This is a genomic window from Paenibacillus sp. CAA11 (assembly GCF_003060825.1).
In the GTDB taxonomy this organism is placed as follows: domain Bacteria; phylum Bacillota; class Bacilli; order Paenibacillales; family Paenibacillaceae; genus Fontibacillus.
The window spans coordinates 3,147,479-3,170,785 of the sequence record NZ_CP028922.1; the positions used below are offsets into that span (position 1 = coordinate 3,147,479).

Annotated in this window: 18 protein-coding genes and 1 pseudogene; all 19 read right to left on the minus strand. The window is 49.5% G+C overall.

What is annotated here, in order from left to right; translation table 11 throughout:
- Positions 1-20: 20 nt before the first annotated feature.
- The 19 genes and pseudogenes from murD to DCC85_RS14895 all read right to left on the minus strand — a co-directional run bounded on the left by murD (position 21) and on the right by DCC85_RS14895 (position 22,889).
- On the minus strand, positions 21-1,442 hold the full coding sequence (gene murD / locus DCC85_RS14805; protein WP_108466293.1) for a UDP-N-acetylmuramoyl-L-alanine--D-glutamate ligase: 1,422 nt from the start codon (positions 1,440-1,442) through the stop codon (positions 21-23).
- A gap of 3 nt (positions 1,443-1,445) precedes the next feature.
- Positions 1,446-2,415 (minus strand): annotated as a pseudogene (gene mraY / locus DCC85_RS14810) (phospho-N-acetylmuramoyl-pentapeptide-transferase).
- An 18-nt stretch (positions 2,416-2,433) separates the two neighbouring features.
- Positions 2,434-3,840: a UDP-N-acetylmuramoyl-tripeptide--D-alanyl-D-alanine ligase gene (locus DCC85_RS14815; protein ID WP_108467891.1), complete on the minus strand. Its 1,407-nt coding sequence runs from the start codon at positions 3,838-3,840 to the stop codon at positions 2,434-2,436.
- Positions 3,840-5,330, minus strand: coding sequence for a UDP-N-acetylmuramoyl-L-alanyl-D-glutamate--2,6-diaminopimelate ligase (locus DCC85_RS14820; RefSeq protein ID WP_108466294.1), 1,491 nt, complete (start codon positions 5,328-5,330; stop codon positions 3,840-3,842). Before DCC85_RS14820 ends, DCC85_RS14815 begins: the two co-directional genes overlap by 1 nt.
- A 67-nt stretch (positions 5,331-5,397) precedes the next feature.
- Positions 5,398-7,350 (minus strand): stage V sporulation protein D, encoded by a 1,953-nt coding sequence (locus DCC85_RS14825; protein WP_108466295.1) that lies wholly within the window; start codon positions 7,348-7,350, stop codon positions 5,398-5,400.
- A 126-nt stretch (positions 7,351-7,476) separates the two neighbouring features.
- Positions 7,477-9,771 (minus strand): penicillin-binding transpeptidase domain-containing protein, encoded by a 2,295-nt coding sequence (locus DCC85_RS14830; protein ID WP_108466296.1) that lies wholly within the window; start codon positions 9,769-9,771, stop codon positions 7,477-7,479.
- Between the two features lie 20 nt (positions 9,772-9,791).
- Complete coding sequence (locus DCC85_RS14835) at positions 9,792-10,208, minus strand: hypothetical protein (protein ID WP_199909927.1); 417 nt, start codon at positions 10,206-10,208, stop codon at positions 9,792-9,794.
- 1 nt (position 10,209) lies between these two features.
- Positions 10,210-11,184, minus strand: coding sequence for a 16S rRNA (cytosine(1402)-N(4))-methyltransferase RsmH (rsmH, locus tag DCC85_RS14840; protein WP_108466297.1), 975 nt, complete (start codon positions 11,182-11,184; stop codon positions 10,210-10,212).
- Positions 11,185-11,202: 18 nt separating this feature from the next.
- Positions 11,203-11,640: a division/cell wall cluster transcriptional repressor MraZ gene (gene mraZ, locus DCC85_RS14845; protein ID WP_108466298.1), complete on the minus strand. Its 438-nt coding sequence runs from the start codon at positions 11,638-11,640 to the stop codon at positions 11,203-11,205.
- A 199-nt stretch (positions 11,641-11,839) separates the two neighbouring features.
- Positions 11,840-13,111, minus strand: coding sequence for an adenosylhomocysteinase (locus DCC85_RS14850; RefSeq protein ID WP_325048384.1), 1,272 nt, complete (start codon positions 13,109-13,111; stop codon positions 11,840-11,842).
- 12 nt (positions 13,112-13,123) lie between these two features.
- The gene (bshC, locus tag DCC85_RS14855; RefSeq protein ID WP_108466299.1) at positions 13,124-14,749 is read right to left on the minus strand and encodes a bacillithiol biosynthesis cysteine-adding enzyme BshC; all 1,626 of its coding nucleotides are present in this window, start codon (positions 14,747-14,749) and stop codon (positions 13,124-13,126) included.
- 130 nt (positions 14,750-14,879) lie between these two features.
- Positions 14,880-15,818, minus strand: coding sequence for an ABC transporter ATP-binding protein (locus tag DCC85_RS14860; RefSeq protein WP_108466300.1), 939 nt, complete (start codon positions 15,816-15,818; stop codon positions 14,880-14,882).
- A complete protein-coding gene (locus DCC85_RS14865; RefSeq protein ID WP_108466301.1) occupies positions 15,815-16,810 on the minus strand; it encodes an ABC transporter ATP-binding protein in 996 nt (331 codons plus the stop codon). Before DCC85_RS14865 ends, DCC85_RS14860 begins: the two co-directional genes overlap by 4 nt.
- 12 nt (positions 16,811-16,822) lie before the next feature.
- Positions 16,823-17,755 carry an ABC transporter permease gene (locus DCC85_RS14870; protein ID WP_108466302.1) on the minus strand — a complete coding sequence of 311 codons (933 nt, stop codon included), beginning with the start codon at positions 17,753-17,755 and terminating at the stop codon, positions 16,823-16,825.
- A 2-nt stretch (positions 17,756-17,757) separates the two neighbouring features.
- Positions 17,758-18,687 (minus strand): ABC transporter permease, encoded by a 930-nt coding sequence (locus tag DCC85_RS14875; protein WP_108466303.1) that lies wholly within the window; start codon positions 18,685-18,687, stop codon positions 17,758-17,760.
- A 118-nt stretch (positions 18,688-18,805) separates the two neighbouring features.
- Positions 18,806-20,515: a peptide ABC transporter substrate-binding protein gene (locus DCC85_RS14880; protein ID WP_108466304.1), complete on the minus strand. Its 1,710-nt coding sequence runs from the start codon at positions 20,513-20,515 to the stop codon at positions 18,806-18,808.
- Positions 20,516-20,751: 236 nt separating this feature from the next.
- Positions 20,752-21,135 carry a DUF3397 domain-containing protein gene (locus tag DCC85_RS14885; protein ID WP_234414190.1) on the minus strand — a complete coding sequence of 128 codons (384 nt, stop codon included), beginning with the start codon at positions 21,133-21,135 and terminating at the stop codon, positions 20,752-20,754.
- Between the two features lie 28 nt (positions 21,136-21,163).
- The gene (locus tag DCC85_RS14890; RefSeq protein ID WP_108466305.1) at positions 21,164-22,117 is read right to left on the minus strand and encodes a ketopantoate reductase family protein; all 954 of its coding nucleotides are present in this window, start codon (positions 22,115-22,117) and stop codon (positions 21,164-21,166) included.
- A 118-nt stretch (positions 22,118-22,235) separates the two neighbouring features.
- The gene (locus DCC85_RS14895; protein ID WP_108466306.1) at positions 22,236-22,889 is read right to left on the minus strand and encodes an RsfA family transcriptional regulator; all 654 of its coding nucleotides are present in this window, start codon (positions 22,887-22,889) and stop codon (positions 22,236-22,238) included.
- Positions 22,890-23,307: the final 418 nt, after the last annotated feature.

A 23,307-nucleotide genomic window follows, 5' to 3' on the forward strand; every position in this document is an offset into this window, starting at 1 on the left:
GCTTGTACCGGCCCCCCTACTTAAAGGTTATGCACCGCCTCTTTAAAAATGCGTCCGCGCTCCTCATAGGAAGAGAACATGTCCCAGCTCGCGCAAGCAGGAGACAGCAGAACGATGTCGCCGGGCTCGGCCAAGCCTGAAGCTGCCTGAAGCGCAGCACGCAGTGTATCGGCGGCTGTCTCCACAGTATCGACAAGCACGATACGGCTTATGCCCGCTAGCTCTGCCACTGTTCCTATCTTCTCTTTCGTCTCTCCCAAAGCTACCACAGCTTTCACTTTATCCTTAAAATCCTGCAAAAGCTCCATATAATCAGAGCCCCGGTCAAGACCGCCTGCAAGAAGGACAATAGGCTGGGACAAAGCTCTTAAAGCCATAGAGGTTGCCTTGGCATTCGTAGCCTTGGAGTTATTGTAGTAGGAGACGCCTTGCTTGGTTTCTACAAATTCAAGCCGGTGCTCCACACCGCGGAATTCCTTAAGCGGCTGCGCCAGCTTAGCCGGATCAGCCCCGGCAGCGAGAGCGCAGGCCACTGCAGCCAAGGCGTTCTCCACATTGAATCTTCCCGCAAGACCAATCTCTTCTGTACGAATAATGGCATGAACCTCACCATCAGCATTCCGGTATACAATGTCCCTGCTGAGCTGATCCTCCACACCAGGAACATAAGGAGGCTCCACATAAACCCCTTCGTCCAGCGGCTCAGTCATTGAGAAAGGAAATAGCTTCCCTTGAATATAGGGCACCAAATCTCTGCACACCGGATCATCCCAGTTCAGGATAGCTGTATCGGAATCCAGCTGGTGTTTGAACAGCTTCGCTTTGGAAGACACGTAATCCTCCATGCTTCCATGATAGTCCAGATGCGTCTCAGCCACGTTCAGCAGGCAGCCGATACGAGGTCTGAAATCCTCCGTCCCCTTTAATTGGAAGCTGCTAAGCTCAACCACCATCCAGTCATCCGGTTTGGCCTGCACCGCTGCTTCACAAAGCGGCGTCCCAATATTGCCCGCAATGATGGGATGCATCCCCGCCGACTCCAGCAGCTTGCCTACCCATGTCGTGGTTGTCGTCTTGCCGTTGGAGCCTGTAATGCCTATCATTGGCGCTTTACACAAATGATAGGCAACCTCAACCTCGGTTACAACAGGAATGCCCAGCTCCAGCGCTTTTTGCACAGGAGGCACCTTATAAGGAATGCCGGGATTTTTGACCATCAGCTGAACCCCTGGATGAATAAGCCCATCTGGATGTCCGCCGCATAGAACAGAAATTCCCAAAGCCTCCAATTCGGATGCTTCGGGACATTCTGCTCTATCCTTCTTATCGTTGACGGTCACTTTGGCACCGACTTCATGCAGCACTTTTGCCACCTGGACGCCGCTCTTGGCGAGCCCAAGCACAACTACCTCTTGTCCGCGGTATGATTCTGGATGCTTCATCGTTTACAACCCCTTATTAAGATACAATCCGATACCGGCGAGTATAATGCCCACCGCCCAGAAGGTGACGACAACTCGCCATTCCGACCAGCCGGACAGTTCAAAGTGATGGTGAATCGGACTCATTTTAAAGATACGCTTGCCTGTCAGCTTAAATGAAGCTACTTGCAGCATAACGGATAACAGCTCAATGACGAAAATACCGCCAATGACGATAAACAGCAGCTCACTCTTAGTTACAATAGCGATCGTCGCGATGGCGCCCCCGATACCAAGTGAGCCTGTGTCTCCCATGAACACCTTAGCAGGATGTGCGTTGAATACGAGAAAGCCTAGAACTGCACCGATCATGGCGGCCGCAGAAACCGCTGCAGGAAGTGAGGTTGCCTGCATGGCAACCACCGCATAAGCTCCGAAAGCAATCGCACTGACACCTGATAGCAAGCCGTCCAGACCATCCGTAAAGTTAACCGCATTAGTTGTAGCCAGCATCATAACCACAATAAATGGATAGTAGAACCATCCCATCCAATCGAAGGATATATCCGTTCCTGGAATCCCTATAGCCGTGCTGTGACCGCTTCGGGCGAGAAGAACACAAATGATAATGGCGAACAGCAGCTGTCCGAACAGCTTCTGCTTTGGCGTCAGTCCCAGCGAACGCTTGAAGACAATCTTGATATAATCGTCCAAGAATCCGACTAATCCAAAACCCAGCGCACCGATCAAGAGCACATAGAATTCAGTGTTCTGGGTAGTGGAGAACTTCAGGAATGCCAGCGTGAACGCCAGCATGATGACGATGCCCCCCCATGGTGGGAGTACCTGCCTTTTTCAAATGGCTCTGCGGTCCCTCTCCCCGTATCTGCTGGCCGAACTTCATGCGGCGCAGCACGGGGATTAAGAGCGGTGATGCAATCACGGCGAGAATAAAGGATACGCCGATGGTAAGAAGTATAAGTTGAAAATCCATGATGGCTCTCCCCTTTCGCTATGATGGAATGATTGGCTGATTTCTAACGGCTTCAACAACCTCTTCCAGACGCATCCCCCGCGATGCCTTGACAAGTACAACGTCTTTAGGATGAAGTCTTGTGCTGAGATCCTCAATCAGCTCAGATTTATTATTGTACGCAGCAACACTTGCGGCGGGTAAAACTTCGGATGCTCCTTCCGCAATCGCCGCGCCAAGCTGCCCATATACAAACAGCAAATCTACCGTTTGCGGCGTGAGCGATCGTCCAATATTCCGATGCATCTCGATCTCGTCCTTGCCAAGCTCAAGCATGTCTCCCAGCACAGCGATTTTTTTACGGAAGCCCTTCATTGATCCCAACACTTCTAGTGCCGCCTTCATGGAGGTAGGGCTGGCATTATAAGCATCGTTCAGAATAGTTATACCGCTAACGCCTTCGATCAGCTCAATGCGCATACCCGTCAGCTTCAGCTTCTCCAGGCCAAGCCGGAGATTCTCTTCGCTAATTCCGTAATGCCTTGCACAAGCTATCGCCCCAAGCGCATTCAATACATTATGTTTGCCCAGAAGCGGCAGCTTGAACGGCTGTGAATCTGTGCTTGTATTATCGGTAAAGATCGTCCCCTCGGTATGAAACATCATTCCGGTAGGATGGATGCTGCAGCCCTCTCCCAAGCCAAAGGTAGATCCGTTCAAGCCCTCTGGCTTAACCGTTGAGGGTTCGTCCAACACGGCAGGAATGAGCGGCTCATCCCCGTTATAGAGCAGCAGACCACCTGCCGGCATACCTGCGGCAATCTCTGTCTTGGCTCTTGCAATCTCCTCCCGGGAGCCGAGCTGTTCCAAATGGGATTCACCTATATTCGTAATAATCGCTGTCTCGGGATGGGCCAATTCAGAAAGCAGACGAATCTCCCCTCTTGCACTCATTCCCATCTCTAAGACAACAAAATCACTTTGCTCCGGCATCGACAACAGCGTAAGCGGAAGTCCGATGTGATTATTGAAATTACCTTCGGTTTTATGAACCTTGTATGTCGTGCTAAGAAGGGAGGTTACCATATCCTTCGTCGTGGTCTTCCCGTTACTCCCGGTAATTCCAATCACGCGGGCGCCGCTTTCCCGCAAATAGCCTGCCGCCAGCTTCTGCAATGCAACCAGCGTATCCTCTACTAGAATGACAGGCCCGGCCGGCGGCGTTCCGTGATCCCGCTGCCACAGTGATGCAGCAGCCCCTGAACGCAGAACCTCCTCGGTATAATCATGTCCGTCAAACCGTTCACCCACCAGAGGGATGAACAGGCACCGATCTCCCGGCTTCCGAGAATCCGTAGTTACTCCCTGAATCATGATCGCAGCGTCTTCACGGTGTGCAAGCTCCCCTTCGCAAAGCGCTGAAACCTCTGTTAATGTCCTCTTTATCACTTGACTAAGCTCCTTATCGCTTCTCTGGCAACGAGTCGGTCATCGAAATCGTGTACCGTATTTCCGATCAATTGATAGGTCTCATGACCCTTCCCCGCAATCAATACTACATCCGCAGGGCTTGCCATTTCAATAGCCTTTTGAATAGCCTCTCTGCGGTCTACAATCAGCTCATAACGGCTGCTTGCGACGCCGTCTGAACGCAGTCCCTCTTCAATATCCTTCAATATGGCTTCAGGCTCCTCGGTTCTCGGATTATCAGAGGTAACCAGAATATGATCTGCGTATTTACCTGCAATCTGCCCCATGATAGGACGTTTGGTACGATCGCGGTCGCCGCCGCAGCCAAACACGCACAGTACGCGGCCTTCCGCAATTTCCTTCACCGTAGTCAGGACATTCTCCAATCCATCGGGCGTATGCGCATAGTCAACGATTACCGCAAACGGCTGCCCTTCATCGACAGCTTCAACCCGTCCGTCCACACCTTGAACAGCTTCGAGACTAGCTTTGATCTCCTCAAGGGGGATGTCCTCAAGCAAGGCTGCAGTGATTGCTGCAAGCGCATTGTATATATTGAACTTGCCCACCATGCGGAGCATAATATCGGCATTGCCCTTAAAGGTATCCACACGGAAGGAGGTGCCTTTGGCTGTAAGTGCAATATTGGAAGCACGTACATCCGCCTGAGCCTCCACCCCATAGGTGATCGCTTCGACCGCCGTTAGCTTCGCAAAATAATCAGAAGCCGGATCATCCGCGTTCAGAACGGCATACTTGCGCTCAGCAGGATTTGCCGGAAATACATTGCCGAGTCTGGAGAAGAACAGCCCTTTAGCGGCTCGGTAATCCTCCATCGTCTTGTGATAATCCAGGTGGTCCTGAGTAAGATTCGTAAATATGGCTGTGCGAAAATCCGTTCCCTTCACACGTCCCTGCTCCAGCGCATGTGAGGATACCTCCATCACACAATAATCCGCTTCAGCTTCCGTCATCTCATGGAGATAACGCTGCAGCTCCAGGGATTCAGGTGTTGTTCCGGACATTGGGTAAGTCTTGCCGTTCAGCTTCCGCTGGATCGTACCGATGAGCCCGGTCTTATGTCCATGATCATTCAAAATACGCTCGATTAAATAAGTTGTCGTTGTCTTCCCGTTAGTTCCGGTAATCCCTATCACCCTAAGCCGGCGGCTCGGCGACTCATAGAAAACATTCGCGAGCACAGACATCGCAAGCCTACTGTCCTTAACAAGGAGCTGGGGCAGACTAACATCCGCAAGAGGCCGCTGCACGACCAATGCGGCAGCCCCTTTGCCTGCAGCCTGCTGCGCATAATCATGTCCGTCTACGGTATGGCCGGGCAGACAGATGAACAAGTCCCCCGCCTTTACTTTGCGGGAATCGACTTCCAAATCCGTACACAGCACTTCCCCATCGCCCAAGATGGACGAGCCAGTTAGATATGTAGCTAGGTCATTTAGCAGCATGACATTTCCCTCCATCACAATTCCAATGCATCAATTATAGTACGTACATGTTTATCATAAGAGCCGGTTAATGGCTATGATTCTTATCCAGCTCAATCTCCGATTCGCCGCCCATGTAGATCCGGATCGTTGAACCTTTCTCCACGCGTTCTCCGGCTTTAGGAGATTGGCTGACAACTACATTCCCCGCACCCGATTTAGCTAGTGTAAAATTCATATTCATATCTTCGTATAGATCCTGAACGGAATGACCAATCAAATCAGGCACAGTCACAACCGGCGTCTCGCCATATTTATATTTTTTGCCAACCTGATCTTTTCGCGGCTTAACTCCCAGATATTGAAGAGAATCTTCCATTATATTCTTGACGATTGGCGCTGCAACCACACCTCCGAATTGAATTCCCTCAGGATTATCGACCGCTGTATATACGACGATCTGAGGATCGTCTGCCGGGGCAAAGCCAATAAAGGAGACAATATGTTCACTCGACGAATACCGTCCATTCACGACCTTTTGCGCAGTCCCTGTCTTGCCGCCAACGCGGTAGCCGTCAATGAAGGCATTGCCGCCCGTCCCCTGCGCTACAACACTCTCCAGCGCCATACGAATCTGCTTGGACGTATCTTCGGAAATGACCCTTCGAACAAGCTCCGGCTTAATCTCCTCCACCGTCTGACCGGTCTCCGGATTCAGCCAAGCCTTGGCAACATGTGGCTTATACAGATTGCCGCCATTAATCGCGGCAGACACCGCCGCCACCTGCTGAATCGGCGTTACAGATACGCCTTGGCCGAATGAGGTAGTGGCCAGCTCTACCGGACCCACCCGGGACAGCTTGAACAATATCCCGTTTTCCTCTCCGCCCAGATCGATTCCTGTCTTACTTCCGAATCCGAAGTCCTTAATATACTTGAAAAGTGTCTCCTTGCCAAGCCTCTGCCCCAGGGCTACAAAGCCCGGATTGCAGGAATTTTCCACAACCTGCAGGAAAGTCTGACTTCCATGACCGCCCTTCTTCCAGCAGCGGAGCGTAGCTCCAGCTACCTTCACATAGCCCGGATCGAAGAAGTGTTCCCTCAGGAGATCCACCTTCTTCTCTTCCAGTGCAGAAGCCAGCGTAATGATCTTAAAGGTTGAACCGGGCTCGTATGTCATCCAAATTGGAAGATTACGATTGTAAACCTCTGAAGCATAATCTCTATAATTGGCTGGCTCATATCCAGGCCGAGAGGCCATCGCGAGAATCTCTCCATTCTTCGGATTCATCGCAATAGACCATGCACCGTCCGCATTAAGCCTCGCCATCGCATCATCCAGTTCACGCTCCATAATGCTCTGAATGGACTTGTCTACGGTTAATTGGAGCGTAAGCCCATCCTTGGGCTCTACATACTTCTCGGAGGAACCAGGCATCAGCCGGCCTCCCGCATCTGAGAGGAAAGAGATGCTTCCGTTCATCCCGGTCAGGGATTTATCATAGACCTTCTCCACACCGGTTAACCCCTGATTGTCAATCCCCGTAAAACCAAGAATATGTGCGGCAAGACCTCCATAAGGATAATACCTTTTGTTATCTTCGGCAACAACAATACCCGGCAAAGCTAAATCACGAATCTTCTGTGCCTTCTCCATCGTAATTTTGCGTCCGCCGGGCTGTAAACGTACTATTAACTGCCTCTTCTTAATGATCTTAAGCACGTTCTCCTGAGTCATATCTAGAAGCGGAGCAAGCTTGCTAGCCGTCTCTTCAGGGGATTTCACCTGAGCAGGAATCGCCATTATGGTTGGTGTCGTTACATTATAAGCAAGTGCTGTACCATTGCGATCCATAATTTCCCCGCGCTTGGCCGAGAAAGGAATATTTCTTCGCCAGGATTCCTCCGCCTTGGCCGAGAGTTCCTCACCTTGCCCTAACTGAACATAGGCTAAACGGACGACGAGCGCCCCAAACATTAGACACAGTAGGATCAGCAGCCAGAGCAGTCTTCTTCTGACTGTCATTGCAGAAATCTTCATCGTACGCCTTCCCCTTTCTCTCTGAGCAATGGCGCGTACAGCGGATGTTCGCTTCCCCTTGCTGGAAAGTATACATCCGCTGCTGCTTGTACCATGCTATTCAGATTGAGAGGAGGTTAGAACAAGCTATCCCGCCGGAGTAGAAGTTTCTGAGGATTCTTTCGAATCGACGCCCTGGGAATCGTTCTTAGAATCTTCTGACTTCTGCTCTGTATTTTCCTTAGCCTTGTCCGCTTCAGCTTTGGCCTGCTCTGCCTCTGCCTTAAGCTCAGCCTCTGTCTTCGGCGGCTCCAGCGTTAACGCCACGGTTCTCGTACCATCCTTATTTTGGGTAGCCTTCTGACTGATGACATACCCTTCCCCACTTGCCGTAACTTTGACCTGCATTAAATTGAGAATTTCTACGGCATCCCTCAGTGATTGTCCGGTCAGATCGGGAACCTGCATCTTCTTGCCTTCCTCTGTCAGCAAATAAATTTGCTGGCCAACCGTCATATCCGAACCCTCCTTCGGGTACTGAGAGACCACCTTGTCCCCTTTGCCTAAGGTTTCATAGGCAAGGCCTTGATTTCTCAGGCGGGAGGAGGCTTCTTTCAAGGACAAGCCCGTCATAGGAGGCGTCTTGATAAGCGTTTGGGACTTCTTATCCTTCTTAGAGTCGGCATCTGTTGTTTCTTTAGCGACTCCCATATAGGGGAGAACCTGGCTTACAATTTGCTTGAAAATTGGAGCAGCAGCCGTACCGCCTCCCAGTTTTGAATTCTGCGGCTGGTCAATGACGACCAGTACGAGTATTTTCGGGTCATCCACAGGCGCATAGCCAATAAATGAGACGACCTGTTTCGTGTAGTCATACTTCCCGTTGATAGGTTTAACCGCCGTCCCCGTCTTGCCTGCTACCCTGTACCCTTCAATATAGGCATGCCGTCCGGTTCCAATCTTCTGGTCTGCGACCACCTGCTCCAGATAGCTGCCGACCTCTCTGGCCTTATCAGGAGAAATGACCTGGCGAACGACTTTAGGTTCGGTACTCTCTGTCTTGCCTGTTGTTGGATCAGTAATAGACTTGATAATATGAGGCACCATAAGCTTACCTCCGTTCGCCACGGCGGCTACAGCAGCGACCTGCTGAATCGGTGTAACCAGGAGCTGACCATGTCCATAGGTAGCTGTTGCATATTCAATCGGATAGTGCATACTTACCTGGCCGGGCAGCTCACCAGGAAGTTCAATTCCAGTCTTTTGGCCAAAACCAAAATCCTTAACATAGTGTTCAAACTTCTCTTCTCCAAGCTTCTTATAACCAAGCTGGACGAAAGCTACGTTACTGGACCGTTTAACTCCCTCTAGGAAGCTAATGGGCCCCCATCCGTAGCGATTGATATCGTGAAGAGTACCTCCCGGTACATGGATGGATCCGGACATATAATTCTCATCAGGATTAAACACCCCTTCTTGGACCGCCCCAGCCAACGTTACAATTTTGAACGTGGAGCCCGGCTCATACTGCGACCGCACTGCATGATTGAAGAAGTTCTCTTGCTTAACATTGTCATAGTACGTATTCGGATTGAATGTCGGCATGTTAGCTAGACCAAGAATCTCCATCGTATTTGGATCGGCCGCAATGACGGTCATACTGATCGGGTTGAGCTTGGCATAAGCTTCCTTCATCGCATTCTCAATATATTGCTGAATCGTATCATCAATCGTAAGCTGGATATTCTTGCCGTCCTTGGCCGGCTGGTATACTTCGCTTGCTTTAGGCACATGAACCCCTTTCGGGTCCGCTTCGTACTGAAGTATTCCGTCGTGGCCTTTCAGGTCCTCATCGTACTCCTTCTCAAGGCCTGTCACCGCATTCCCGCCCCGGTCGGTATAACCGAGAATATGTGCGGCCAAGGATTCCTTAGGATAATAGCGCTTTTCTTCCTGAATTAGTATAATGCCCGAATCAGGAATCTTCTTCTCCTTCCGCAGCTGCTCTGCGAAAGCTTCCACCTTATCTTTCAAATCGAGATCGATTTTCCAACCTTCATTACGAACCTCACGCTGACCGTACAACTTGCCATCTTTCGTCTTGGCATTAATCAGCTTGAGCAATTCGCCTTCTGGTTTGCCGAGCAACTTGTGAAGGCCCTCAACCACTTCCTGCTGGATCCCATACTTCGTAATAATCCTAGGATTAATAGCCACCGTATATGCAGGAATGTCCTCTGCCAGCACATCCCCGTTCCGGTCGGTAATCGTTCCCCGTGAAGCAGGTAGATCCAGCTCCTTGGACCACTGAGTTTTGGCATGATCCTGCCAGAAATCAGCGCTGACAATCTGAATCCAGAAGATTCGGGTTATCAATACAACAAAAAAGAGGGTGGTTAGTCCCCCTATGAGTAATGTCCGAAGTTTTATTCTCCTTGTCATTTCTCTACCCTCTTTATCCTTTATTTCTTAGCCGAAGCCGGTACATCTTCCACACCTGCAGAAGAGGAATTAGACTGGATCATAATTCCATCATGTTCAGGGGTAACATAGCCAAGCTTTCGGGCCTCTTCAGGAATAGCCTCCAAGAGATTCTGCTTACGCACAGACAGCTCGGAATATTCGAGATTCGCTTCCTTAATCTTGCTTTCCGCTTTATGAATCTGCATCTTGAGGTCGTATAAATGAGCATTGCGCCATATAATGGCCCCGCCCACAACTATTATAAAAGCCAAGGTCATAAGATAAAGAAGCTTCTCCTTAGCAGGCAAACCGCTGCGCCGGGTAACCACCTTGGTTGTCTCCCGGTATTTCGGCGCGCCATGTACGCGTTCAGTCGCTCTTTCTTTAACCGCTAAATTCCCTCTCGTATAAGCCATATCAGTTATCCTCCGCTATCGTTGGCAATTTCTCAGCTACGCGCAATTTGGCTGAACGCGCTCTGGAGTTCTGTTCCAATTCTTGTTCCGAAGGAAGCAGCGGTTTACGGTTGATCAGCTTAAGCGTCCCTTTCCCCCCGCATACACACATCGGAAAATCCGGCGGACAGGTACATTTCTCTACATACTCTGCAAAGATTTGCTTGCACAGACGATCTTCCAAGGAATGAAAAGTAATCACAGACACTCTACCACCCGGAGCCAGACAGCGTACCGATTGATGCAGCGCCTCCTTAAAGGCTCCAAGCTCATCATTTACGGCGATGCGAAGCGCCTGAAAGCTGCGTTTGGCCGGATGGCCTCCCGTCCGCCTCGCAGCAGCAGGTATTCCTTCCTTAATGAGCTCCACGAGTTCACCGGTCGTCTCGACAGGCGCCTCCTTTCGACGCTCTGCAATCACCTTAGCAATTCTGCGGGAGAACTTCTCTTCCCCGTACTGAAAAAGAATGCGGGCGATCTCCTTCTCCGGCCATTCATTAACAATGTCACGTGCGGTTAATTCCGCTGACTGGTCCATGCGCATATCCAGCGGCGCATCCGCATTGTAGCTAAATCCCCGCTCGCCTTCATCGAACTGGGGAGAAGAGACCCCCAAATCGAACAGAATCCCATCGACTTGCGGAATGCCGTCTTCTTGAGGAACTCCCTCGATTTCCAGCAGCTTCTGCTCCAAATCGCGGAAATTGCTCTTCACGAGCGTATAACGGCCTTCAAAGTCTTTCAATCGTTCTCTTGCGTTCTCCAAGGCCCAATCATCCTGGTCGAAGGCAATCAGCCTTCCGGACGGGCCGAGCTGCGACAAAATCACGGAGCTGTGTCCGCCACCGCCGAGAGTACAATCCACGTAAATGCCGCCCGGCTTAATGTGCAGCCCTGATGTCGCTTCCTCTTTTAGCACTGTGATGTGATGAAACAAGCTGCAAACCTCCAGACTTTATAAATCAAAATTAAAATCAACCAGCTTCTCGGCAATTTCGTTAAATGAATCCTCGGACTGGGCGAAATATTGTTCCCACACCTCGCGGTTCCAGATCTCCACCCGGTTCGAAACGCCTATAACGACACATTCCTTCTCCAGCTTGGCATATTGTCTCAAATTAGCCGGCAAATTTACCCTTCCCTGCTTGTCCCATTCACATTCGGTTGCACCAGAGAAAAAGAACCGGGTAAAGGCGCGGGCATCGGATTTCATCAACGAGAGTGACTTAAGCTTGCTCTCCATGATGCTCCATTCATCCATAGGGTAGACAAAGAGGCATTGGTCTAAGCCGCGGGTCACAACAAACGAGGTGCCCAAGGAGTCGCGAAATTTAGCCGGAATGATAATCCGGCCTTTGTCGTCAATGCTATGTTGGAATTCCCCCATAAACATCGAAGCACCCACTCCTTACCCTCTTCCCACCACTTCGTGCCACTTTCCACCACTTTATAAAGAATACTTATTCTTCGGCTATGCGTCAAATCCTTCTTTGGTTTACAAAAAAATATTGGTAATTTGAGGATAAACACGAAAAAGGCCCCTCATCTCAGAGTGAGATGAAGAGCCTTGCTGTACTTCTTATATATGAAGATTAAGCCTGCCAGCTGTCCAGGTATATTTTTTGCTCTTCGGTCAAGGTATCAATCCCGATCCCCAAGCTCTCCAGCTTATACCGGGCAACCTGCTCATCAAGCTCATAAGGGACATTGACCACCGTTTTGCCGATTTCGTTATAATGATCATTCACATATTTTAGCGAGAGCGCTTGAAGTGCGAAGGTGGTATCCATGATCTCAGCCGGATGTCCGTCGGCAGCAGCCAGGTTTACTAGACGTCCCTCGCCCAACACGTAAATTTTACGGCCGTCCTTGAGCCGATACTCTTCAATATTTTTGCGGACCGTACGAATGGATTCACTGCGTTCTGCAAGGTCAGGCTTGCTGAATTCCACATCAAAATGACCGGCATTGGCCAGGATCGCACCGTCCTTCATGACATCATAATGTTCTCCGGCAATAACGTAACGGTTGCCTGTCACCGTAATGAAGAAGTCCCCCTGCTTGGCTGCCTCAACCATCGGCATCACATGGAAGCCGTCCATATGGGCTTCAACCGCTTTGATGGCATCTACTTCTGTCACAATGACATTTGCGCCGAGCCCTTTCGCACGCATAGCCACCCCTTTGCCGCACCAGCCGTAACCCACAACGACCACCGTCTTGCCAGCTACAACAAGATTCGTCGTCCGGATGATGCCATCCCAAGCGGATTGACCGGTTCCATAGCGGTTATCGAACAGATACTTGCAGTAAGCGTCATTAACGGCGACCATAGGGAATTGTAAGCGGCCTTCTTTATTCAGAGCTTTCAATCTTATAATGCCCGTCGTCGTCTCTTCCGCACCTCCGCGGATGTTAACGCCAAGCTCAGGGCATTCAGACTGGAGCAGGGTCACCAAATCCCCACCGTCATCGATGATCAGATCAGGTTTGGATTCCAGCGACTTGCGAACAAGCTGTTTGTACTCCTCAGGCTCGGGATCATATTTCGCAAACACTGTGATCCCGTCCTCTACCAATGCTGCACATACGTCATCCTGCGTCGATAACGGATTGCTTCCGGTAATGGTAACTTCAGCTCCACCGGCTTGAACGACCTTGGCAAGATATGCCGTCTTGGCTTCCAGGTGCAAACAAATCGTAACTTTAAGCCCTTTAAAAGGCTGCTCGGCTTCGAATTGCTCACGAATGCGGTTCAGCACCGGCATATGCGCCTCGACCCAATCAATCTTCAAATGTCCTTCAGGAGCCAGCCCCATATCCTTAACAATACTATTCTTCAAGGCATTTGTATTTGTAGTCACTATTGCATCCTCCTATAACAAAATTAGCCGATGGCTTCCATCCGCTCGGTAAGGAAGCTCCATCAGAGTGTTGATCCATGTATATCCATATCGGTTGATGTAGGTAAATACATTATATACGCGTTCCTGCAACTTGTCTTGCGGGTATAGGGATAACCCCACTAAGTCCCAATGCCTCAACGCCGTCTCATGGGCTCTCGTTACAGCGTCCTTAGCTCGCCCCCGCAAGAAGTCCATTTGCTGGGTGATTTTCTCTTTGTTAGTCGCCCCCAGCTTGAGCAGACCTTTCTCCAAATTGCCCAGTTCAGAAATCAGCGGCTCATAGATCGCCTCAAAGGCTGATTTCACCTCAAGAAAACGGCGATCCAGATCAACCTCGACCTGCTCAGCCAACCAAGCCTCTTTCTTCGCCTGCAATCCCGTCTTCACATCTCCAAAGGAAAGATTGTATCTCTCCATATTCTTCTGGACTGTACTGTCAACTATAGTGAAGGACATCCGCGGCAGAAGGAGCGGCATTTGAAGGCCTAACACCTCGAATGCTCCTTTGGTCAGGGCCCAATAGGCAATCTCCCCTGCTCCCAACACCGTACCCAGCACCGGAAGCAAAGAATCCTGCATCAGAGGGCGGGTCAGCACATTGTTGCTGAACCTGTCGGGATGCTTCTGAAGCAGCTCGACCAACTCTTCAGGGGTAAAGGATACGATTCCCTTACGGTCTCCAAACCGTCCCTTGCTCTCAAAGAGCAGCAGACGTTCTCCTTCATGTATGTAGAAGAGGTTTACCCCATCTTCCGCTACGTCAGCCTGAGGCTCATGCCCCATCGCTCTCACCTGATCCGCCGCCTCAAGGTAGGCCAATCTGAGTTCCTGATTCCGGGTAATCAGCTTCTCGAACACAGGGGCTTCCAAGCGGCGCAGCTCAGGGTCGGCAGAATCCATCAAGATCAAGCCATAGCGTCCGAACCAATTCCCCATCAGCTTCGCAAAGCTGTCAGTCAAAGTCCCGCCAACGCTTTCTTGAAGCTCGGCCAGCAGTTCACGCTTAATCTCGGAGTCTGGCAGACATTCAGCCAGCTCACTGATCACGCGGGACCACTCCTCATCACTGAGCTTCGTGTAGCTTACAGGTGTGCGAATATCATCCTGACGGCGGGCCCGGATGCGGTTTAGCTGAAGATCACCGGACAGCATATAAACATGATTGACCTCGTCCCAGTCATGATCTTCGCCCGCAATCCAGAATACCGGAACAACCGGACGGCAAAGTTCTCTCTCCGCCTCGGCTGCTGCCTGGATAATCGTGATTGCTTTGTATATCACAAGCAGCGGACCCGTGAACAAGCCGGCCTGCTGGCCACCTACAATAACACTAGTCCCCTCCTGCTCCAGGCGGTCTAACGACCGGGCTACAGCCTCATAATGATTATATTTGGCGTTATATTCGCGAAGACGGTGAACAACCGCCTTTCGATCAATTCGCTCTCGTACCGAAGCGTCCAGCCATTTTGCTCTCGCCTTCCAGCTGTCCAGCTTCATTGGATCATTTCCATATAGATGCCCAACACGGGCAAAATCCGAGATCAATGCAGCAGCTAAAGGCTGCTGAGATGATATCGGCTCATCCCTTACTTCCATTTCAGTCATTGCCTCCTGTCTCCATACAACCTCCCTTGATTGTACCGGAGCAGAATATTTCCGTCAAAGAATTTACTAAAAAAACCGCCGCAAGCGGCAGTTTATTAGTATCTATTCATTATGAACTTACTTACATTGTCATAGCGACCCAATGTCCTTCCGATACCTCAACCAGCTCCGAAGCGCTCAAACGATAAGGATCATCCCCTGCTGCTGCCGTTTCCTTATCGGTATGAATAGGACTGGCCATGCCTTCTTCCGGAAATACAAAGGACTTGCTCTCTTCAACATCCGGATCAGGGATCGGAATAGCCGACAACAAGGTACGCGTATAAGGATGAACCGGATTGGCATAGAGCTCAACGCTTGAGGCAAGCTCTACGATTTGCCCCAAATACATGACGGCAACCCTGTCGCTAATATGCTTAACCATCGAAAGATCATGGGCTATGAACAGGTAGGTAAGCCCCAATTCTTTTTGAAGATCCTGCAGCAGGTTCACAATCTGCGCCTGAATGGAGACATCAAGCGCCGAGATCGCTTCATCACAAATGATGAATTTCGGATTGACCGCAAGAGCTCGAGCTATGCCAATTCTCTGCCGCTGCCCTCCTGAGAATTCATGCGGATATCTTGTAGCGTGATCCGGATTCAGACCTACCAAATCCAGCAGCTCCCCAATCCGCATCTTACGTTCCTTCCGGCTTCCCACCAGTTTATGAATATCAAGGGCCTCGCCAATGATATCGCTTATCGTGAAGCGGGGGTTCAAGGAAGCATAGGGATCCTGAAAGATCATCTGCATATCCCGGCGCATTTGCTTCATATTACCGGGCGACAATGTAAATATATCCGTCCCATCAAAACGCACGCTTCCAGCCGTTGGCTCATACAGCCTAAGGATCGTTCTACCCGCTGTCGATTTTCCACAGCCTGACTCCCCCACAAGGCCCAAGGTCTCCCCTTGCTTAATAGAGAAGCTGACTCCGTTAACCGCCTTAAGCACACGGCCTTTGCCAAGATTGAAATATTTCCGCAACCCGTCCACTTCTAGAAGAGGTGTATTCATGAGCTCTTCGCCTCCTTCGCCAGAGCGTGATGAAGCCAGCAGCTGGCTGCCTGAGTCTCACTGAAGCGGACAGCATCCGGGCTATGCTTGGCGCATACCTTCATAGCATGCTCACAACGGGCCGCAAAGGAGCAGCCTATCGGCGGATGAAGCAAATCCGGCGGGGTTCCGATAATCGGAACCAGCGGCTCGCTCCGCTTCTGATCCAAACGCGGCAGTGAGCGCAGAAGGCCGCGGGTATAAGGGTGCTGCGGATATTTGAAAATCTCCCTCTTCGTCCCCGTCTCAACAATTTCCCCGGCATACATTACGATAACGCGGTCGCACATACCGGCTACCACGCCTAAATCATGCGTGATGATAATAATAGAGGTTCCAAGCCGCTTCTGCATTTCCTTCATCACATGGAGAATCTGCGCCTGTATCGTTACATCCAGCGCAGTCGTCGGCTCATCCGCAATCAAGAGGGCCGGGCGACAGGCCAGCGCGATGGCGATCATTACCCGCTGACGCATCCCTCCCGAGAATTCATGCGGATATTGATGATAGCGAATTGCCGGATTTTTGATGCCTACAAGCCCTAGCATCTCAATGGCTTTGCTCTTAGCTTCAGAAGGGGAAAGCCGCTGGTGCTTGATAAGACCTTCCGTAATCTGTCTTCCCACCCGGAGAACAGGATTTAGGGAAGTCATCGGATCTTGGAAAATCATGCCGATATCTTTTCCCCGGATGGACTCCATTTCCTTTTCCGTCTTAGTAAGCAAATTCTGTCCTTGAAACATCACTTCTCCCTGCTTAATCCTTGCCGGAGGCGATTGGAGCAGGCGCATTATCGTCTGTGCGGTGACACTCTTCCCGCTGCCCGACTCTCCTACGATCGCCACCGTTTCGCCTTTGCCCACCTCAAAGTTAACTCCGCGAACCGCCTGCACTTCCCCCCCTCGGATAAAGAAAGAGACGTGCAAATCTTTAACCGTTAAAATCGGCTCCACTTTAAGCCCTCCTTATTTTTTCAACTTTGGATCGAGTGCATCCCGCAGCCCGTCTCCGAAAATATTAAAGGCAAGCATGATCAAGCTGATAAGAACGGCCGGAAACAGCATTCTCCATGGATACAGCATCCATCCCGACAGCGCAGAGCTAATCATCGATCCCAGTGAGGAGATGGGCTCCTGAACGCCGAGTCCAAGGTAGCTGAGGAAGGCTTCAGCAAAAATCGCATTAGGGACGGTCAAAGTTAGGGTCACAATTATTGGACCCATTGCATTGGGCAGCAGGTGCCGGAATAGTAGACTTGCATTCGTTGCCCCTAGTGAACGGGATGCGAGCACAAACTCCCGATTTTTGAGCCTCATGATCTCGCCTCTTACAATCCAGGACATATTGATCCAACCCGTAATCGTTAAAGCCAATATAATAGTACCGAGCCCCTGTTTCATCACCACCAGCAAGAGAATGCTTACAAGAATGTAGGGAATGGAGTAGAGGATTTCTGCGAATTTGTTCATAATCTCATCGGTTCTTCCGCCTACATAGCCCATAATTCCGCCGTAGATCATACCGATAATTAAGTCGATCAGGGCGGCAGTGATTCCTATAGTCAGCGATATTCGCGCCCCCATCCAGGTACGCACGAACATATCGCGCCCTAAATCGTCGGTTCCAAACCAGTGGGTAAGAGAAGGGGGCTGGTTGGTATTCAACAGATCGTTCGTTTCGTAATTATAAGATGTGATCAGAGGGCCAGCCAGAGCCATTGCACCAATAAAGATCAGCAGCAGCAGGCTCCCCATCGCCAGCTTATTCTGCCGTAAGCGCCCCCATGCATCCCGCCAGGCGGATAGACTCTCTCTCTCAATCCGTTCCGACTGCTTGTCATCCGGACCTACCTTTTCGAAATCCTGAGGCGTAAGAACCAAATCATTGCGGACCCCCATGCTCATCCCTCCTTCCTCTGACTCAGCTTGATTCTAGGATCAATAAAGACATAAGCTACATCCGTCAGGAAGCGCGCAAGCATCAAGATTACGCCATAGAAAATAGTAACGCCCATAATAACGGTATAATCTCTATTGCTGATGCTGTTCACGAACACTTTACCCAATCCTCCAATGCCAAAGATCTGCTCAATCGCCACCGACCCGGTAATGACATTCGCTGTCATTGGCCCCAAATAGGTTACCACCGGCAGAATCCCATTCCTGACCACATGACGGGATAGAATTGTAAACCAATTCAGCCCTTTGGCTCTGGCGGTCTTAATATAATCGGCATGCAGTACTTCCAGCATGCTCGATCGGGTTAGCCGGGCGATAAAAGCAATAGGCTGCGCAGCCAGAGCAGCGGCCGGGAGAACGTAATCCAGGGGACCCTTTAAGCCCATCACGTTAAACATGCCTGCTTTGAGCCCTAGAAAATACTGTAGCAGTGAAGCAATGACAAAGCTGGGTACCGCAATTCCTAGAACCGCGGCCACCATAGCTGCATGATCGATGAGCCTTCGGTGATAGAGTGCCGCTAGCATCCCCAAAGCAATCCCTACTATGGAGGAGACAATAATGGCGATAAGACCCAATCGAAGAGAAGGACCTAATGTATCTCCAATTTGCTGGGTCACATCTTTGTTAATCATTTTCATAGAAACGCCCAGGTCGCCCTGCAACAGGTTGCCAAGATACCGAACATACTGCTCTAGTACCGACTTATCAAAACCGTATTGTTCATCCAGCCGCTCTTTGATCACCGGGTTCATCTTCTCTGAGGCAAACGGATTTCCGGGAATTGCCTTCATCAGAAAGAAGGTCACCGTAATTAAAATGAATAACGAGACCAGCATGTAAAAAAACTTACTCGCTATATAGCGGACCATGCCCCAACCACCTCTTTTCAAGATAAATAATCCAATCATGGTGACGGACAGCTATAGAAAAAAGGGATATATGGAGAACCTTCCTCACGTCCATATACCCCGAAAAGATTTATAAAGCCTAATGTTCCAGAAGCTTTATTCTTGTAAAGTCCAGTGCCCCGCTATAATCTGCAAGCAGTCCCTTCACATATGGCTTGACAAGTCGAGGATCAGTATAGTAATAGAGCGGCATAATGACCTGATTGTCCTTTAGCAAAATATCTTCAGCTTTCGCCATATATTCATTGCGCTGCTTGTTATCGCCTGTAGCATAAGCATCCTTCACCAACTTGTCATACTCCGGATTACTCCAGCCGCTGTCATTATTTCCGCTGGTTGAGGTCCATTGATCAATAAATGTCATCGGATCATCGTAGTCAGCAACCCAACCTGCGCGGGCTACCTGATAGTTCAGCTGTTTGCGGCTCTGGAGATAGACCTGAAATTCTTCATTTCTCAAAGTAACCTCGGCCCCAAGATTCTTCTTCCACATGTCTGCGATCGCTAGAGCTACCTTCTTATGGTTATCATTGGTGTTATACAGCAATTCAATGGGCGGAAGCTTAGTGTAACCTTTCTCCGCCATACCTTCCTTGAGCAGCTTCTTAGCTTCTTCAATATCCTCCTTGCCGTATACGTTGTCCGGATGCTCTTCTCTGTAATCCTTCTCCACGCCTTTGATTCCCTCAGAGACAAATCCGAATGCCGGTTTTTGGCTTGCTAAGGTTACCTTATCTACTAACTCCTGACGGTTAATCGCCATAGTGAAAGCCTTACGTATTTTGAGATTGTCAAACGGCTCGGCCTTATTGTTAAATTCATAAAAATAGGTTGAAGCTACTGGATTTATCTGGAACTCATCCGGCAACTCCTGCTTCAGTGCAGGAATCTGGTCTGTCGGCATCTCGCCGATCGGCCGTCCTGCGATGTCGAGCTGGCCGCTTTTGTAAGATGCTATTTCTGCTGCCGCCTGATCATTAATACTCATTGTGATGCGGGATAGCGTGATATTCTTGTTGTCCCAATACAGGTCATTCTTCACGACGACCACTTCACTGCCTGTCGTCCAGTTCTCCAGCTTGAAGGGGCCATTCGATACCAATGTGCTTGCATCGTTCGCCCATTTCGGGTTACTGACCGATGCTTGATGCACCGGGTAATAGGTGGAGAATGAGGTGAGCCCAAGCCAGTAAGGGGTCGGATTCTCGAGCTCTACTGTTAAAGTGTAATCGTCAGTTGCCTTTACTCCGACCTGATCGGCCGTGGCTTTCCCTGTATTGTACGCTTCCGCATTCTTCAGATAATACAGCTGATAAGTATAGTCCGGAGCGGGCTGCATCTTAGGGTCAAGCACCCGTTTCCAAGCAAATTCAAAATCCTTTGCTGTGACCGGATCACCATTGCTCCATTTGGCGTTCTGACGGATTTTGAAGACATATTTCTTGCCGTTATCCAGAACCTGCCACGATTCAGCTACGCCTGGTGCATCTTCGCCTTTTTCATCCTTAATGGTCAGACCTTCAAACAAAGTTCTCAGTACGGTACTAGAGATATTATCCTTGGACAGTGCCGGATCTAAAGTAGGCGGCTCGGAAGCTAGATTAATACGCAGCGTCTGGTCGGCAGCGAGTTTCTCTTCCCCCGTTGTGCTGCTATTCGCGGGTTTCTCGCTGCCTGTTCCCTTGTTCTTATTCTCATTGTTCGATGCGCCATTGGATCCCCCGCAGCCAGCTAAGATCGTGCCGACAACTAGAATCAATGACAATAGAGTCAGCCATCTCTTCTTCATCCAGTATTTCCCCCTTAATGGATAGATTGGTATTTGATCACAGATTATACATAGGCGATGTAAAAAAATCTATCCTATACATTACATAAATAGGTATTAAATTAACATATAAATCCAATTAAATAATTTTATTACTTAATATTTGAAGTTATATGTTACTTTATATGACATATTTCGCTATAAATATAAAAAAAGCTTGGATTATATCACCAGCAGGTGACATAATCCAAGCTTTGTTATACTGCGTTTATGTATGGAATAAGTCCAATAAGGAAAAAAAGAATATATCCAATTACTGAGACTAGAAAAGATAACCGCCAAACCGCCCTAAAGAGCCTCTTGGGATTCACCGTTCCCTTTAGCCGGTTCTGTGCGCCGCCAATAAGACCTATACAGATCAACATAAGGATCAGGAACAGATATATGCCGAATCCCGTGTTAAAGATTTGATTAAACAAAGCCGACACCGACAAGATCAGGAAAAAGGTTGTCACATCGATGGCCAGCAGCAGTGATTTCTTCCGGTCTCTTTTCCAATAATAATGAATGAAATAAACCAGCAGAAAAGGGACAAACGGAAGCACACTGGCCGCTGAGAAAGACATCCAAATTAAGTTCAACTTCCCACCCCCTCGTATTGTGCAGACTTCAGCCGGATGCAAGTCCCTTAACCAGCTTCCACACCACTTCATGTCTGAGAGCCTGAATTCCGGCAGTCCGTGCCATCTCTACCAAATAACCATTAATATAGTCGATTTCTGTAGCCTTCCCCTGCAGGACATCGCTTAACATGGAAGAGATATTGCCTGCCGTAGTGCGGCACACATCCATAATCTGTTCCTTCACATCCGAATCATAAGGCAGCTCATACTCGTCATAGATGATCAGCGCTTCATCGATGAGCTCATTCATCAGCTCCAGGCGTTCGGAATCCATAAGCAGCTCACCATTGGGGATCCGCCACAGCGCCGTCAGCGGATTGATGGCCGCGTTAATTAACAATTTGCGATAAATCTCTTTTACGATGTCATTCGACAAAAACGCTGGAAATCCTGCCTTCACGAGAACCGCCGTCAAATTTTCTGCATTTTTATTCATACCAGGCTGAGGTCGACTGCCAACTTGACCCAAACGGGTCTCGCCGGTCAATGAGCGTACTACCGCTCGCCCGTCCTGACGCTTCGCTCCCTCGGTAGTTAAAGCCGCATAAGGAGAACCGTACCGCATCGCCTTTTCAACCCTCTCCATATGACCGTAGCCGTTCTGAAAACACACCACTCCTGTATGTTCATCCTGCATGTTCGCTATAAGCTGAAGCAGTTCCTCTGTCAAATCACGTTGTTTGACCGTTAGAAAGATCCAGTCTGGTGGCTGCACTTCAGAAATAGCGTTCTCTTCCAAGGGTGAGGCACTGAACAAAGAGCCCGGCAGATGTACTCTCTGGTCTGCATGTCCCCCTCTCCCCCAACTGATGCCTTCCCGCAGAAGCAATTCTGCCTGCCATGCTGTCCTTGTCCAAAAATGTACTTCTTCCCCGGCTGCCGCCAAGCCCGCGCCAAACAGCAGTCCTAAAGCGCCCGTTCCCACAATACCAAACCGCATATTTATATCCCCCTGCTATCTTATCTCTTTATCCTTTATAACAAACTTTCAGACAATTCAAAAGGACTGCCTTCAGGCAGCCCTTTATTCTCTCTTGCTAGCGAAACGGATCTCGACTCTATTCGATTCGTTCCAAATTGCCATTGGCGTCCATCTTGAACCGCGACTTCTGCTCCTCATCTTCCTCGTTCAAAAAAGCGAGCCGGCGCGCCCGGTCCATAATCTGAATCAGGGCCTTATAATCATCATTAACTACCCGGTAATCGGTCTGGACCTCATTGACCTGGGCCGACAGCCGCTCATTCTCCTCCCGCAGCTGCATCAGCTCCTGATCCTTGTCTAGCAATTCCTTCTCCAGCAGTTTGAGCTGCCGATTGTTCTCTTGAACTGTATTCTTCCAGCTGCGTAAAAAGCGAATTACCGCGTCAATAGAAATCGTCTCTTCAGTAACCGTATCCGCTTTGTACAGGTCCATCTCCATGTCTGCCGAATTCAGCGAAGCCATAACAGCTCCTCCCGAAAGGGTGGGCTGCTTCTTCAAATAATTCCTCTTCTGCCTTTGAGCCTTGGCAATCTGTATCGCAGATTCATATCTTTTGCGAACACAGCTGTTCCAGCGAAATCCGCAGGCCGCGGCTGTCCTTCCAATACGCTCACCAACCTCCTCAAACGCCGTCAGCTGTGTGCTGCCTTCCCGGATATGACGAAGAGTGACTTCAGCCAAAATCAAGTCATCCTCCGCACTCCATGCATCCTGCCTAACTGCTGTCATGCGATCAAAACCCTCCTAACGACATCCTAATTAACCTCTTCATAAACCGGCAAACCTCCGGTAGGTGAATGGGGGAAATTAATGCTTACTACATTTCTATGCCTCGCATTAAGTTCATAGAATCTATTTGCTACTTGTATTTCCAAAATTGCATAGTCACATACCTGTGAATGCCGAACAAAACTTGTTCATTTCCCATATCACTAAGGAAGCACATACTAACGGAAAGCCTTGCCCAACAATAAAGCTCAAAACGCTATACAGCTTCTTCCGAATCGCTTACACTTATACCATATGCCCAAATTTAAAAATACGATTATAGGTTTTCCTTGGAGCTTCTACGCGATTTTAATGGTTATTTCGTTTAATGTATTCATATATTCTATATGAGCGAAGGATTTTAGATGTAAAAGGAGGA